We start from the raw sequence: 13039 nt of genomic DNA, 5'->3' as shown, positions 1-13039 counted from the left end.
TTGCTTGCGACAGTTAAAGGCGTGGCGTCGCATCCGTCATATCTGTAGATTTGATGCGTTCAATCTCACAAAGCGGTAGCTCATGCGCGTGTTCAGCTTCGGCGACGACTATTATGCGAACGAGAAGTCGCTGGGCAACCGCTTGCGGCGGCGGCGGTTCGCCGTGGTTCGGAACATGCTGAGCGGGATCAGCCGGCGGACATCGCCTGTCAGGATCCTCGATATCGGGGGTACGGAGCTCTATTGGCGACCGTTTCTAAAAGACATCGAGGCGCTCAATTGCGAGGTTACCCTGGCCAACCTCGCCAGGGCGGAGGCCGCGAACCCGCGTTTCATTTCCATGGAGGGGAATGCCACCGGCCTTCCATTTGCGGATAATTCCTTCGATTTCGTCCATTCCAATTCGACCATCGAGCATGTGGGTCGCTGGCCGGAGATGCGTGCCATGGCCGGGGAAGTGCGCCGGCTGGCGCCTTCCTACTACCTGCAAGTCCCCTATTTCTGGTTTCCGGTCGAGCCGCATTTTCGTGCTCCCTTCTTCCACTGGCTGCCGGAGCAGGTGCGCGCCCGCTTGCTGATGCGGTTCGGGCTCGGCTATGGCGGACGTCGGCGCGAAACGCTTGACGAAGCCATGGCGGCGCTACAGAGCTCGCAGCTTCTCGACGCGAAGCAGCTCGGGTCATTGTTTCCCGACGCGGATATTCGCCGGGAACGTTTCCTGGGCTTTACCAAATCGCTGATGGCCGTTCGCGACGGTGGGACTTGAGCCAGACCGTGGCGCACCGCGTTAGCCTTCTGGACCTGCGCATTGGGGTGGCGGTTATTTCCTGCCGAACGGGCGCTGCGGCCCTTGGGTACGGCGCGCTTCTTTGTCTCGTGCGAACGACAGCGCTAGACTTTCCGCGGGATGTGTCCCTGCGGCAACAAGCCCGTGGGACAATATGCTGACAATAGAGCATCATACAGGTGGTCTTGGCCGGGCCCGGCGAGTAGTTGCGCCGCTGGCCGGGGATTTGGGGGAAGCAGCATGCGAAGGGCCGAACGGCAGCCCGAGAACGGGGCAGGCTTCGCCGGGAACGGAGCGGTTCAGGAGACGTCCGGCCAGATGCCGACAGCCGGTATGCAGGCGTCGGGGGGGGCGCTTCCGCCGCGTGACGATCGGCGCGTTGTCTCGAAGCGGGTGATTGGCGACGCCGTCATGGCCGTGGATGCGCTTGTCGTCTTCGTTGCGGCGGTCGTTGCCAAGTGGTTCTATATCGGTGCCGTTCTCCAATCGGATCAGGATGTCATCCCCTATGCCGCCGTCGGTGCCGTTGGTGCCATTGTTGCGGCGCTCGCGTTCCATTTTCAGGGGCTCTATGTTTTCGAAACGCTTGCCCGCCCGCGCGGGCAGACGCGGCGGGTCCTTGCCGGCCTCGTGCTGGCCGCGCTGGCGGTCGTGACCGCCGGCTACCTGCTCAAGATCGGCGAGGACTATTCACGCGGCTGGTTCATCTCCTGGATTTCGTTGTCTGCACTCACGCTGGTTGTTTTTCATCCGACACTCGGCAGGATATTGCGCCGATTGACGGCGGAGGGCCTTTTCGCGCGGCGCGTGCTCGTCTATGGCAGTGGCGCCATCGCGGCGCGTCTGACTGAAAAGGCAGCCGGCGACGGATCCCAGATGAGGATCTGCGGGGCCTTCGACGATCCGGCAAATGGCGTCGAGGCGCGAGTTGCCGTTGCCGGCGGGTTAGCTGAACTCATCGCCTATGCCCGCGAAAATCCCGTCGACGAGGTGCTGATTGCCTTGCCGCTCGACGAGGTCGAGCGGATTTCGCAGCTCGTCGAAGCGCTATCCGTGCTGCCGGTCGATATCCGGCTCTGTCCCAGCGCCGCAGAGATTAGGCAGTCGCCCAAAGCCCTGCTCAACTATCAAGGTTTGACGGTGGTCGAGCTTGAAAGCCGGCCGCTCGACGATTGGGGGCCGATCCTCAAGGTGATCGAAGATCGCATGCTGAGTTTTCTCGCCCTGGTCTTCTTCGCGCCGTTCATGCTCCTCATCGCGCTGGCGATCCGGCTCGACAGCAAGGGCCCCATCTTCTTCCGCCAGCGTCGGCATGGCTTCAACAACACGATCTTTCATGTCTACAAGTTCCGCACCATGCATGTCGCCGAGGATGGACCGGACATCGTCCAGGCCCGCCGCGACGATCCGCGCGTGACGCGGGCCGGCCGGTTCCTGCGCCGGACCAGTCTCGACGAGTTGCCGCAACTCATCAATGTGCTCCGAGGCGAAATGTCGCTGGTCGGGCCTCGCCCCCATGCGATCTCGCATAACGAGCATTATTCGACATTGCTTGAGCGCTACGCCAACCGTCACAAGGTGAAACCGGGTATGACCGGCTGGGCGCAGGTAAAGGGCTTCCGGGGGGAGACGGACACGCCGGAGAAGATGAAGGGGCGCGTCGATTGCGATCTTTACTACATCGAGAACTGGTCGCTCTGGTTCGATCTGAAGATCCTGCTGATGACGCCGTTTTTCGGTTTTATCGGGAAGAATGTGCGGTAGGCCTTACCGGCCTTTACCCATTCTCGCGAGCCTCAGATACGGCGTATCCAGAAAGCGCCCGGTTGGCGTTCAGGTTCTTGCGACAGCGCTGGACAAGCGACCGCCAGCTTTTCGATATGGTCATTGGCAAGCATGTTTGCGGCGAGTAAGACTTCGAACGCCTGATTGAACGAAAGAAATGCTTCCAGAAGGTATTGTTCATTCCACATGCGGCGATCGCGCACGATCCAGTCTTCAGGATAGTCGCGCGGCGTAAATATGTCGTGGATATGAACGATCACGCCGGAACGCATGCGTGGCAATATCTCAAGATATTCGAACAACACGTCACCTTGCGGACGGATGACATGCGAACTGTCAATGAAGAGAATGTCATTGGCTTTGAGCTCAGAAAAGAGCTCCATTTTGCAGTCCTCGACTTTTGCGCGGATTAGCTCAACACTTAACTGTTCGAGCCATGGCTGCTCAAAGGGTTCGATGCAGATGTGTCTGCAGGTGTATGAAGCATCATCTCCCTTGTTCTTCGATATGGCCTTCTGCATCAGGATTGTGGACTGGCCGCAGCCGATCTCGACGATGCGTCGCGGCCTGAAATGCCGGATGATATTGTACAAGAGTTCCGCATCACCGTGTTCGTAAGCTCCATTGTTGTAGCCGAACTCGATTTCGCCGGACTTTTCCAGTGGAATTTCCAGAAGCTCTTCCCGATAGCTGAATTCCGCGATCAGATCGAGCTGCTGTGCGACTCGAAAATCGAGACCCGGCAGATTTCTTCTGGCGCTCAGCTGTTTTCCGATGTCGGACGGTATGATCGCCGGGGCGTAGTAGTGATGCCGTAAGACGGTTACACCTAACCGGTCCAGTACTTTGCGTGTATGTGGCAGGAGAGCGGGGCTTCTCGCCAGCGCACGCAGAATTGGGCCGCCAAGCGTGGCGATAGTCGCCAGTGTCATGTCGACCGCAGGCGCGATGTACCTCTTCCACCCAGTTCTCGGGGTCATTTCTTGAGTCCCCCCGGTCTGACCGTTTCCCTGCCCACCGAGTGATATTCGAAACCGGCTCGTGCCATTTCAGCCGGTGTGTAGATGTTGCGCAGATCGATCATCAGCGGTGCCTTCAGTTCGCGCCGTACACGATCGAGATCGAGAACGCGAAACTCGTTCCATTCAGTCAGGATCAACAAGGCGTCGGCGCCGGGCATGACGCCGTAGGCGTCGTCGGCCCATTCGATATCCTTCAAGTGTTTTCGTGCCTGGCCCATACCTTCGGGATCGTAGGCGCGAATATGCGCGCCGGCCTGTTGAAGCAGGGGCAGGATGTCGAGGCTCGGCGCATCGCGCATGTCGTCGGTGTTGGGTTTGAAGGTCACGCCCAACACGCCGATCGTCTTTCCCTCGATGCTGTCGCCGCAGGCCGCGATCACCTTTTCGGCCATGCGGCGCTTTCGTTCGGCATTGGCGGCCATTACGGCCTCGACGATCTGTGTCGGCCGGCCGACCTTTCTTGCGGTGCCTGTCAGTGCCAGCGTGTCTTTCGGGAAGCAGGAGCCGCCGAAGCCGGCGCCGGCCTGCAGGAATTTTGTGCCAATGCGGCTGTCGAGGCCGATGCCACGCGAGACATCCTGCACGTCGGCGCCGACGCGTTCGCAAATGTCGGCGATCTCGTTGATGAAAGTGACTTTCATGGCGAGAAACGCATTGGCGGCATATTTGGTAATTTCCGCCGTGGCGCGGCTTGTGTGGACAATCGGCGTCTCGGCCAGCATCAGCGGCCGGTAGAGAGCCTGCATGACCTCTTTCGCGCGCGCGGCATTCGTGCCGATGACGATGCGGTCGGGTTGCATGAAATCGTCGATGGCGTTGCCCTCGCGCAGGAATTCGGGGTTCGATGCCACGTCGAAATCGGCTTCGGGATTTTGCTTGCGGACAATCGCTTCCACCTCGTCGCCGGTGCCGACGGGTACCGTCGATTTGTCGACAATGACCGTGTATCCCTCCAGATGCGCCGCGATGCCTTGCGCGGCAGCGTAGACATAGGAGAGGTCGGCATCGCCGTCTTCGCGTGGCGGGGTGCCGACGCAGATGAAAATCGCGTCGCATGACGGCACGGCACTGGCTGCGTCCGTGGTGAAGGAAAGCCGGCCTGCTTCGACATTGCGGGCAACGATGTCCTCGAGACCCGGCTCGTAGATCGGGATTTCCGCGCGGTGGAGCTTCTCTATCTTTGCGGCGTCCGTGTCGACGCAGATGACGTGATGGCCGAGGTCGGCAAAACAGGCGCCCGACACCAGGCCCACATAACCGGTGCCGATCATGGCAACTTTCATCCTTCACTCCTGATTGTCATCGGCCGGACAGGCGTCATTTCGATATCTATCTGTTTTTGACCAGCGCGCGCAAATAATTGCCGTAGCTGCTTTTTCCGACGCTGCGGGCGGCCGCCAGCAGTTGTTCGGCATCGATATAGCCCATGCGGTAGGCCACTTCCTCGGGGCTGCCGATCTTCAGGTTCTGGCGTTCCTCGATCGTCTCGACGAATTGCGCCGCCTGCAGCAGCGACTGGTGGGTGCCGGTGTCGAGCCAAGTGAAGCCCCGGCCCAGCAGTTCGACCGTCAACTCGCCGCGCTTCAGGTACATCTCGTTCAGCGTCGTGATTTCGAGCTCCCCGCGTGCCGAGGGGCGCACTTCGGCTGCCCTGTCGCAGACATGGGAGTCGTAGAAATAAAGCCCGGTGACGGCGAAGTTCGATTTCGGCTTTTCCGGTTTTTCCTCGATCGAGATTGCGTTGCCCTTGCCGTCGAATTCGACGACGCCGTAGCGTTCGGGATCGCGCACCCAATAGCCGAAAACCGTCGCGCCCTTGCCCGGCCGCGCGGCGCGCTGGAGGATCGCCGAGAGGCCGTTGCCGTAGAAAATATTGTCGCCCAGCACCAGGGCGCAGCGTTTGCCGCCGATGAAATCGCGGCCGATGATGAAAGCCTGGGCGAGGCCTTCGGGTTTTGGCTGCACGGCATAGGAAATCGAGATGCCCCACTGGCTGCCATCTTCGAGCAGGTGCTCGAAGGCGGCGGCATCCTGCGGTGTCGTGATCACCAACATGTCGCGGATGCCGGCCAGCATCAGCGTCGTCAGCGGATAATAGATCATCGGTTTGTCATAGACCGGCAGCAATTGCTTCGAAACCGCCCGGGTCACCGGGTAAAGCCGCGTGCCGCTGCCGCCCGCGAGGATGATGCCCTTCATGCGCTTTCCGCCTTTGTCCGCTCGATGCCGCCCGCCGGTAGCAGCCGGTCGAGCGTGTCGTCAAGCGCTTCTTCCCAGGGCCGCGGTTCGATGCCGAAAGCGGTTTTGAGTTTCGTGCAGTCAAGCGCTGAATATGCGGGGCGGCGTGCCGGTGTCGGGTAATCGGCGGCCGGGATCGGCCCGATGCGCGCCGTTGCGCCGCCGCGTACCGCCGCGCCGGCCATGATTGCGCGGGCGAAGCCGCACCAGCTCGTCACGCCGGCATTGCAAAAATGATATGTGCCCCAGAGCGGCGCATCCGCCGGTCTTGCCTCGACGGCCGAGGCGGCCAGCGCCAGCAAGGCCTGTGCGATGTCGGTCGCCGAGGTGGGCGAACCGCGCTGGTCGTCGACAACGGCCAGTTCGTCGCGGGTGCTTGCTAGGCGCAGCATCGTCTTGACGAAATTGTTCCCATGCGGGCTGAAGACCCAGGCTGTGCGCAGGATGATGTGGCGGGGCGCCGCCACGCGCAGCGCCGCCTCACCCTCGGCCTTGCTCGCGCCATAGACGCCGAGCGGCGCCACCGGGTCGCCCTCGCGCCAGGGTCGTTCCGACATTCCGTCGAACACATAATCGGTCGAGATATGGAGCAGCGGAATGCCGGTGTGATCGCAAGCGCTGCCAAGGATGCCGGGAGCGCGGGCGTTGACGGCCCGGGCCTGTTCGGGCTCGCTTTCGGCGCGGTCGACGGCTGTGTAGGCGGCCGCGTTGACGACCGCATCCGGCTTCGCGGCGGCAATCGCTGCGGCGACGGCGTTTTCATCGGTGATATCGAGTTCGGCGCGCGGCGGCGCCACAACCGCAAATCCGGCGGCCGCCGCTTCGGCCGCCAGTTCGGTGCCGACCTGTCCGCCGGCGCCGGTCACCAGCAGGCGTTTCAAAGTTTTTCCCGCCGCCATCCGCGCTCAATCCGCATCGATCAGACCGAGGCGTTCGCCGCGATAAGACCCTGAGCGCACGCGTTCCCACCAGTCGCGATTGCCGAGATACCACGCAACGGTCTTGCGCAATCCGCTTTCGAAATTCTCGCGCGGGCGCCAGCCCAGTTCGCGCGCGATCTTCGAGGCATCGATCGCATAGCGCGCGTCGTGGCCCGGCCGGTCGGCGACATGGGTAATCAGCTTCTCATGGGGTGCGTGCGGCGCATCGGGACGCAGCTCATCGAGCAGGCGGCAGATCGACCTTACGATGTCGATATTGGTGCGTTCGGCATTGCCGCCGACATTGTAGGTTTCGCCGACGACGCCTTTCGTCGCAATGGTGATTAGCGCTCGCGCATGATCGTCGACATGCAGCCAGTCGCGCACCTGAAGCCCGTCGCCATAGACCGGCAGCGGCTTTCCCTCCAGCGCGTTCAGCACCATTAGCGGGATCAGCTTCTCCGGGAACTGGCACGGGCCGTAATTGTTGGAGCAATTGCTGACGATTGTTGGCAGGCCATAGGTCTCGCGCCAGGCGCGCACCAGATGGTCGGCGCCGGCTTTCGATGCCGAATAAGGTGAGTTCGGCGCGTAGGGGCTCTTCTCGGTGAAGGCGCCCGCCGGCCCCAGCGAGCCGAAGACCTCGTCGGTTGAGATGTGGTGAAAACGGAAGCGCGCTTTCGCCGCACTGTCGAGACCCTGCCAGTGCGCGCGCGCCACTTCCAGCAGATTGGCCGTGCCGACGATGTTGGTCTCGATAAAGGCGGCCGGCCCGTCGATCGAGCGGTCGACATGGGTTTCGGCCGCCAGATGCATCACGATGTCGGGCCTGAAATCCTCGACAACGCTGCGCAAGGCTGACAGATCGCGAATATCGGTGCGCGAGAAACGGTAGCGGATGTTTTCAGACACGCCCGCCAGCGAATCGAGGTTGCCCGCATAAGTCAGGCAATCGACGTTCAGTACCTCGTGATCCGTCTCGCCGATCAGCATGCGGATCACCGCGGAGCCGATGAAGCCGGCGCCGCCGGTTACCAGGATACGCATCGAATACTTCCCCATTTTCAGTGCCGGTCATTGGTGCGGATCCTGGGGCCCGCCCCTAACCGGCATCGTAAACGAAAGGCGTGTCGAAATCCGCCAGGCGCGGCAAGCGCGCGTCCTTTTCGGAAAGGGCCGCCTTGCCGGACGTCACCGGCCAGTCGATCGCCAGCGCCGGATCGTTCCACAATATGCCTGCATCATGAGCTTGTGAATAATAGGCGTCCACCTTGTAAAAGACACGGGTGTCCGGCACACGCGTGCAAAAGCCATGGGCGAAACCCCTGGGGACCAGCAGCTGTTTACCATTTTCGGCGCTGAGCTCGACCGCCACATGAGCACCGAAGGTCGGCGAACCGCGCCGGATATCGACCGCGACGTCGAAGATCGAACCGGTCTGCACACGCACCAGCTTGGTCTGGGCGAAATCCGGGGTCTGGAAATGCAGGCCGCGGATCGTGCCAGGGACCGCCGAAAGCGATTCATTGTCCTGGATGAAGTCGATATCGATGCCAACCTCCGCCATTGCGCGCCGGTTGAAGGTTTCGGAAAACCAGCCGCGTGCGTCGCCCAAGCGGCGCGGCTTGACGATGCGGATGCCCGGGATGGCGGTTTCCTCGATTTCGATCATTGAATTGTCCGGGCTGGCAGCAGGCAAATGGGGCGGGCAGGGGGCGGATCGTATCGTCCGGAGGCATATATAACAAATTGAAGGGCCGGCCCCGCGCCGGTCACCATTTCGCGGCGTTCCGGCTTGCGGGAGCCGCCAAAAAAAGCTCAATTCCCGGGGCGCCGGAACCGGGTTAGGGTTCCCGTTCATGATTTGGGGGCGACAGTGACCGCAGCAAAACCAAAAACGGCCCTGATCACGGGTATTACCGGCCAGGACGGGGCGTGGCTAGCGCGGCTTCTGCTCGAGAAGGGCTATATCGTCCATGGGACGAAACGCCGCTCGTCCTCGTTCAACACGCAACGCATCGACGATCTTTACGAGGACCCGCATGTCGCGCATGCGCGTCTTCGGCTGCATTACGGCGACCTGACCGACGCAACCAACCTGATCCGGATCGTGCAGGAGACGCAGCCCGACGAAATCTACAATCTGGCCGCCCAGTCCCATGTGCAGGTGAGTTTCGAAACGCCCGAATACACGGCCAATTCGGACGCGGTGGGCACGCTGCGGCTGCTCGAAGCGATCCGCATCCTCGGGATGGAGAAGAAGACCCGCTTCTACCAGGCATCGACCTCGGAGCTTTACGGCAAGGTGCAGGAAACGCCCCAATCGGAGCGGACGCCCTTCTATCCGCGCAGCCCTTATGCGGCGGCAAAGCTCTATGCCTACTGGATCACGGTCAATTACCGCGAAGCCTATGACATGCATGCCTCGAACGGCATTTTGTTCAACCATGAAGGGCCTACGCGCGGCGAGACTTTCGTGACGCGCAAGATCACGCGCGCCGTCGCGGCAATCGAGCTCGGGCTTCAGGACATGCTCTATCTCGGCAATCTCGATGCCAAGCGCGACTGGGGCCATGCGCGCGACTATGTCGAGGGGATGTGGCGGATCGTCCAGCAGGATGAACCGGACGATTATGTGCTCGCCACCGGCGAGACGCATTCGGTGCGCGAGTTCGTGGAGCTCGCCTTTGCCGAAACCGGACGGCGGATCGAATGGAAAGGCCGCGACGCCGACGAACAGGGGATCGATGCCGCGACCGGCAAGGTTCTCGTCAAGGTCGATCCGCGCTATTTCCGTCCCACCGAGGTCGACCTGCTGCTGGGCGATCCGCGCAAGGCGCATCAGAAGCTCGGATGGCGACACAGCACGAGCTTTCCCGAACTTGTGTCCGAGATGGTGGCCTCCGACCTCAAGGCCGTTGCGCTGGAGCAGGACCGCAAGGGGCGTTATGACTGAGCCGGCCGCATATGCGCTTGACGGCAAACGGGTCTATGTGGCCGGCCATCGGGGCATGGTCGGGTCGGCCATTCTGCGCCGGCTCGAGCGGGAATCCTGCGAGGTGCTGGTCGCCGGCCGCGCGCAGGTGGATCTCCGCCGCCAGGCGGATGTCGAGGCATGGATGGAGACGCATCGTCCGCAGGCGGTGTTTGTGCCGGCCGCGACGGTCGGCGGCATCCTCGCCAATGATCAGCGGCCGGCCGAGTTCCTCTACGACAATCTGATGATCGAGGCCAATCTCATTCAGGCCGCATGGCGCGCGGGCGTCGAGAAGCTGCTCTTTCTCGGTTCGTCCTGCATCTATCCGAAGCTCGCGCCGCAGCCGATGTCCGAAGAGGCATTGTTGACCGGGCCGCTCGAGCCGACCAATCAATGGTATGCGGTCGCCAAGATCGCCGGCATCAAGCTCTGCCAGGCCTATCGTCGTCAATATGGCTGCGACTTCATTTCGGCCATGCCGACCAATCTCTACGGTCCCGGCGACAATTTCGACCTGCAATCCTCGCATGTGCTGCCGGCGCTGATCGCCAAGATGCATGCGGCGCGCGAAGCGGGCGCCGCAAGCGTGACGCTTTGGGGCACCGGTACGCCGAAGCGCGAGTTTCTGCATGTCGACGATTGTGCGGACGCGCTGGTTCATCTGATGAAGACCTATTCGGAAGAGGATCACATCAATGTGGGCTCGGGCAGCGACCTGTCGATCCGCGAGCTCGCGGAGCTTGTGCGCGATGTTGTCGGCTATCGGGGCGAGATCGTGACCGATCCTTCCAAGCCCGATGGCACCCCGCGCAAGCTGATGGACGTTTCCCGCCTCACCGCCCGGGGCTGGAAGGCCCGGATATCGCTCGATGAGGGGGTGCGGGAGGTCTATCGCTGGTATTGCGACCACCTGCCGGTCGCCTCCGGCCGGTAAATTGTCCAAAGGCACCGGCCGTCGCATCTGTTGCTCCGCCGGGGCTCATGGTAAAAGCCCTGTACAACCCGCCCCTGAAGGCCCCTTTCCACCCCCCGGACAAGCCCGCCTTGACGCAAGCAACGCCGCTCAAACGCAACAATTTTGCTGGCCATGCGCCGGTGGCCCTGATTACCGGCATTACGGGGCAGGATGGGGGGTATCTTGCCGCCTTCCTGCTCGAAAAGGGCTATGCGGTCCACGGGGTCTCGCGCGACGTGTCGCGGCTCGATCGCGGCCGGTTTGCCCATATTGCCGATCTCAACCGGCGGCTTCATCTGCATAGTTGCGACATGATCGACGCCGCCGGCCTTTCGCGGCTTCTGGACAGCGTGCGCCCCGACGAGATCTACAATCTGGCCGCGCAAACCCACATCCAAACCAGTTTCGACGATCCGGCCTATACGACCGATGTCAATGCGACGGGCGCGGTGCGCCTGTTGAACGCGCTCGTGAAACTCGACCCGGCGCGCCGCACGCGTTTTTATCAGGCTTCAAGCTCGGAAATGTTCGGCGATGCGAAGGGGAAGACCCAGAACGAGGACACGGCGCTTCATCCGTTGAGCCCCTATGCCGTCTCGAAGCACGCCGCTTTCGAGGCGACGGTCAATTTCCGCGAGGCCTTCGGCGTTCACGCCTCCAACGGCATTCTCTTCAATCACGAGAGCCCGTGGCGCGGGCGCAATTTCGTGACCCGGAAAATCTCGCATGCGGTTGCCGAACGGCATGTGGGGAATCCGGCGCCGTTGAAGCTCGGCAATCTTGATGCGCGCCGCGATTGGGGCCATGCGCGCGACTATGTCGAGGGGATGTGGCTGATGCTGCAACAGGACGAACCCGGCGACTATGTGCTGGCAACCGGCGAGCATCATTCGGTACGTGAATTTGTGGAGCTCGCTTTTTCCGAAATTGGCCGATCGGTCGTCTGGGAAGGCGAGGGCGTTGACGAAATTGGCTTTGATACCGATACAAGAGAGCGCCTGGTCGAGATCAATCCGGCCTTCTTCCGCCCGACCGATATCAGCGTCACGATCGGCGATGCGTCGCGCGCGCAGCACAAGCTGGGCTGGCGCCGGCGGACAAGCTTTGCCGAACTGGTCGGCGAGATGGTTGCGGCCGATATTGCGCGCCTTGCGCAGTCAAGCGTTGCCGTTGCCGCCGGCGGTTCCGACTGAAAACTCGCGGCGGCGGGCAAAACCCGCGCGGCACTTGTTCCTCCCGGCGCTTATTCTCGTGTCAGCTTTTCCAGGACGGGCCGGAACTTCGGGGCGATGTCGGGGCGCGCGAGCGCAAGCGCCACATTGGCGGCCAAATATCCGATCTTGTCGCCGCAATCATACGTCGTGCCTTCGAAGCGGTATGAAAAGAAATCCTGTCCGGCCATCAGGGCGATCATCGCATCGGTGAGCTGGATTTCGCCGCCGGCGCCCGGCTTCTGCGTTTCGAGTTTTGCAAAGATTTCCGGTTGCAGGATGTAGCGGCCCGAAACGATCAGGTTCGACGGCGCGTCTTCGAGTTTCGGCTTTTCGACCATGCCGGAAATGCGGTGCGTCGCATTGCCGAGATCGCCGGCCAGCGCGACGACGCCGTAGCGGTTGACATGCTCATGCGGCACTTCCTCGACCGCGATCACATTGCCGCCATGACGCGCATAGACATCCATCATCTGGGCGAAGCAGCCGCGGGGGCCGTGGATCAGCATGTCCGGCAGGGCCAGCGCGAAGGGCTCGTTGCCGACAATGTCGCGGGCGCACCAGACCGCGTGACCGAGCCCCAGCGGCTCCTGCTGGCGCACGAAGCTCGCCGCGCCGGCGGCCGGACGGGTCGCTTCAAGCTGTGCAATTTCAGCGGTCTTGCCGCGGGCCTTCAGCGTCGCTTCAAGCTCATAGGCGATATCGAAATGATCCTCGATGGCGCCCTTGCCGCGGCCGGTCACGAAGACAAAATGTTCGATGCCGGCCTCGGCCGCTTCCTCGACCGCATACTGGATCACCGGCTTGTCGACGACGGTCAGCATTTCCTTCGGCACGGCCTTGGTAGCCGGCAGAAAGCGGGTGCCGAGGCCGGCAACGGGGAAGACGGCCTTGCGAATTTTGCGGGGGGTGGTGGTCATCGGAAGCGGTTTGCCCTTTATGGAAGCGTGCCGGCAAGGTGGGGACAAGGCTCGTCTGGTTTCGCATTAATCCCGATTTGCCGCAAGCGCGAGCCTCCCGGGCCGTGGCCGGGCCTGCCGGCCCTGAAATGATTGCGGCGGTGCTTAACCAAACCGGCCGGAACGGGGTGAAACACCGGACGAACTTGGCTATCTTTGCCGGGCCGCCGCCCACAAGGATAATT

Annotated in this window: 12 protein-coding genes; 5 read left to right on the top strand and 7 right to left on the bottom strand. The window is 62.0% G+C overall.

Features of this window, described 5'->3' with window-relative positions; translation table 11 throughout:
- Window positions 1-82 precede the first annotated feature (82 nt).
- Together KF719_RS07305 and KF719_RS07300 are read left to right on the top strand one after the other, a co-directional pair.
- Window positions 83-766 carry a class I SAM-dependent methyltransferase gene (locus KF719_RS07305; protein WP_293508059.1) on the top strand — a complete coding sequence of 228 codons (684 nt, stop codon included), beginning with the start codon at window positions 83-85 and terminating at the stop codon, window positions 764-766.
- Between the two features lie 339 nt (window positions 767-1105).
- Window positions 1106-2551, top strand: a complete 1446-nt coding sequence (locus KF719_RS07300; protein WP_293508058.1) for an undecaprenyl-phosphate glucose phosphotransferase — start codon at window positions 1106-1108, stop codon at window positions 2549-2551.
- 32 nt (window positions 2552-2583) lie between these two features.
- Here KF719_RS07300 and KF719_RS07295 read toward each other — a convergent pair whose 3' ends face one another.
- Genes KF719_RS07295 through rfbC form a run of 6 tightly spaced genes read right to left on the bottom strand, consistent with a single transcriptional unit; the run spans window position 2584 to window position 8424 of the window.
- On the bottom strand, window positions 2584-3504 hold the full coding sequence (locus KF719_RS07295; RefSeq protein ID WP_293508057.1) for a class I SAM-dependent methyltransferase: 921 nt from the start codon (window positions 3502-3504) through the stop codon (window positions 2584-2586).
- 44 nt (window positions 3505-3548) lie between these two features.
- Window positions 3549-4877, bottom strand: coding sequence for a UDP-glucose/GDP-mannose dehydrogenase family protein (locus KF719_RS07290; protein WP_293508056.1), 1329 nt, complete (start codon window positions 4875-4877; stop codon window positions 3549-3551).
- A 46-nt stretch (window positions 4878-4923) separates the two neighbouring features.
- On the bottom strand, window positions 4924-5793 hold the full coding sequence (gene rfbA, locus KF719_RS07285) for a glucose-1-phosphate thymidylyltransferase RfbA (protein WP_293508055.1): 870 nt from the start codon (window positions 5791-5793) through the stop codon (window positions 4924-4926).
- Window positions 5790-6713 (bottom strand): dTDP-4-dehydrorhamnose reductase, encoded by a 924-nt coding sequence (gene rfbD / locus KF719_RS07280; RefSeq protein ID WP_293508054.1) that lies wholly within the window; start codon window positions 6711-6713, stop codon window positions 5790-5792. Before rfbD ends, rfbA begins: the two co-directional genes overlap by 4 nt.
- Before the next feature lie 24 nt (window positions 6714-6737).
- Window positions 6738-7799, bottom strand: a complete 1062-nt coding sequence (rfbB, locus tag KF719_RS07275; protein ID WP_293508053.1) for a dTDP-glucose 4,6-dehydratase — start codon at window positions 7797-7799, stop codon at window positions 6738-6740.
- Between the two features lie 55 nt (window positions 7800-7854).
- A complete protein-coding gene (gene rfbC, locus KF719_RS07270) occupies window positions 7855-8424 on the bottom strand; it encodes a dTDP-4-dehydrorhamnose 3,5-epimerase (RefSeq protein WP_293508052.1) in 570 nt (189 codons plus the stop codon).
- Between the two features lie 204 nt (window positions 8425-8628).
- Here rfbC and gmd (KF719_RS07265) point away from each other — a divergent pair, with 204 nt between their 5' ends.
- The 3 genes from gmd (KF719_RS07265) (at window position 8629) to gmd (KF719_RS07255) (ending at window position 11877) form a co-directional block, all read left to right on the top strand.
- On the top strand, window positions 8629-9708 hold the full coding sequence (gene gmd / locus KF719_RS07265; protein ID WP_293508051.1) for a GDP-mannose 4,6-dehydratase: 1080 nt from the start codon (window positions 8629-8631) through the stop codon (window positions 9706-9708).
- Window positions 9701-10663, top strand: coding sequence for a GDP-L-fucose synthase (locus KF719_RS07260; RefSeq protein ID WP_293508050.1), 963 nt, complete (start codon window positions 9701-9703; stop codon window positions 10661-10663). Before gmd (KF719_RS07265) ends, KF719_RS07260 begins: the two co-directional genes overlap by 8 nt.
- A gap of 110 nt (window positions 10664-10773) precedes the next feature.
- On the top strand, window positions 10774-11877 hold the full coding sequence (gmd, locus tag KF719_RS07255; RefSeq protein ID WP_293508049.1) for a GDP-mannose 4,6-dehydratase: 1104 nt from the start codon (window positions 10774-10776) through the stop codon (window positions 11875-11877).
- Between the two features lie 50 nt (window positions 11878-11927).
- Here gmd (KF719_RS07255) and galU read toward each other — a convergent pair whose 3' ends face one another.
- Window positions 11928-12815, bottom strand: a complete 888-nt coding sequence (gene galU / locus KF719_RS07250) for a UTP--glucose-1-phosphate uridylyltransferase GalU (protein WP_293508048.1) — start codon at window positions 12813-12815, stop codon at window positions 11928-11930.
- Between the last annotated feature and the right edge of the window lie 224 nt (window positions 12816-13039).

Source organism: Parvibaculum sp. (assembly GCF_019635935.1).
Taxonomy (GTDB): domain Bacteria; phylum Pseudomonadota; class Alphaproteobacteria; order Parvibaculales; family Parvibaculaceae; genus Parvibaculum.
Note: the sequence above shows the minus strand (reverse complement) of the source record. Positions and strands in the feature narration are given on the sequence as shown.

What these genes read in the sequence shown, in the direction of transcription:
- rfbB (WP_293508053.1), bottom strand. Translation starts at nt 7,799, where the DNA reads ATGCGTATCCTGGTAACCGGCGGCGCCGGCTTCATCGGCTCCGCGGTG.
- rfbA (WP_293508055.1), bottom strand. Translation starts at nt 5,793, where the DNA reads ATGAAGGGCATCATCCTCGCGGGCGGCAGCGGCACGCGGCTTTACCCG.
- rfbC (WP_293508052.1), bottom strand. Translation starts at nt 8,424, where the DNA reads ATGATCGAAATCGAGGAAACCGCCATCCCGGGCATCCGCATCGTCAAG.
- KF719_RS07305 (WP_293508059.1), top strand. Translation starts at nt 83, where the DNA reads ATGCGCGTGTTCAGCTTCGGCGACGACTATTATGCGAACGAGAAGTCG.
- KF719_RS07300 (WP_293508058.1), top strand. Translation starts at nt 1,106, where the DNA reads ATGCCGACAGCCGGTATGCAGGCGTCGGGGGGGGCGCTTCCGCCGCGT.
- KF719_RS07295 (WP_293508057.1), bottom strand. Translation starts at nt 3,504, where the DNA reads ATGACACTGGCGACTATCGCCACGCTTGGCGGCCCAATTCTGCGTGCG.
- KF719_RS07290 (WP_293508056.1), bottom strand. Translation starts at nt 4,877, where the DNA reads ATGAAAGTTGCCATGATCGGCACCGGTTATGTGGGCCTGGTGTCGGGC.
- galU (WP_293508048.1), bottom strand. Translation starts at nt 12,815, where the DNA reads ATGACCACCACCCCCCGCAAAATTCGCAAGGCCGTCTTCCCCGTTGCC.
- KF719_RS07260 (WP_293508050.1), top strand. Translation starts at nt 9,701, where the DNA reads ATGACTGAGCCGGCCGCATATGCGCTTGACGGCAAACGGGTCTATGTG.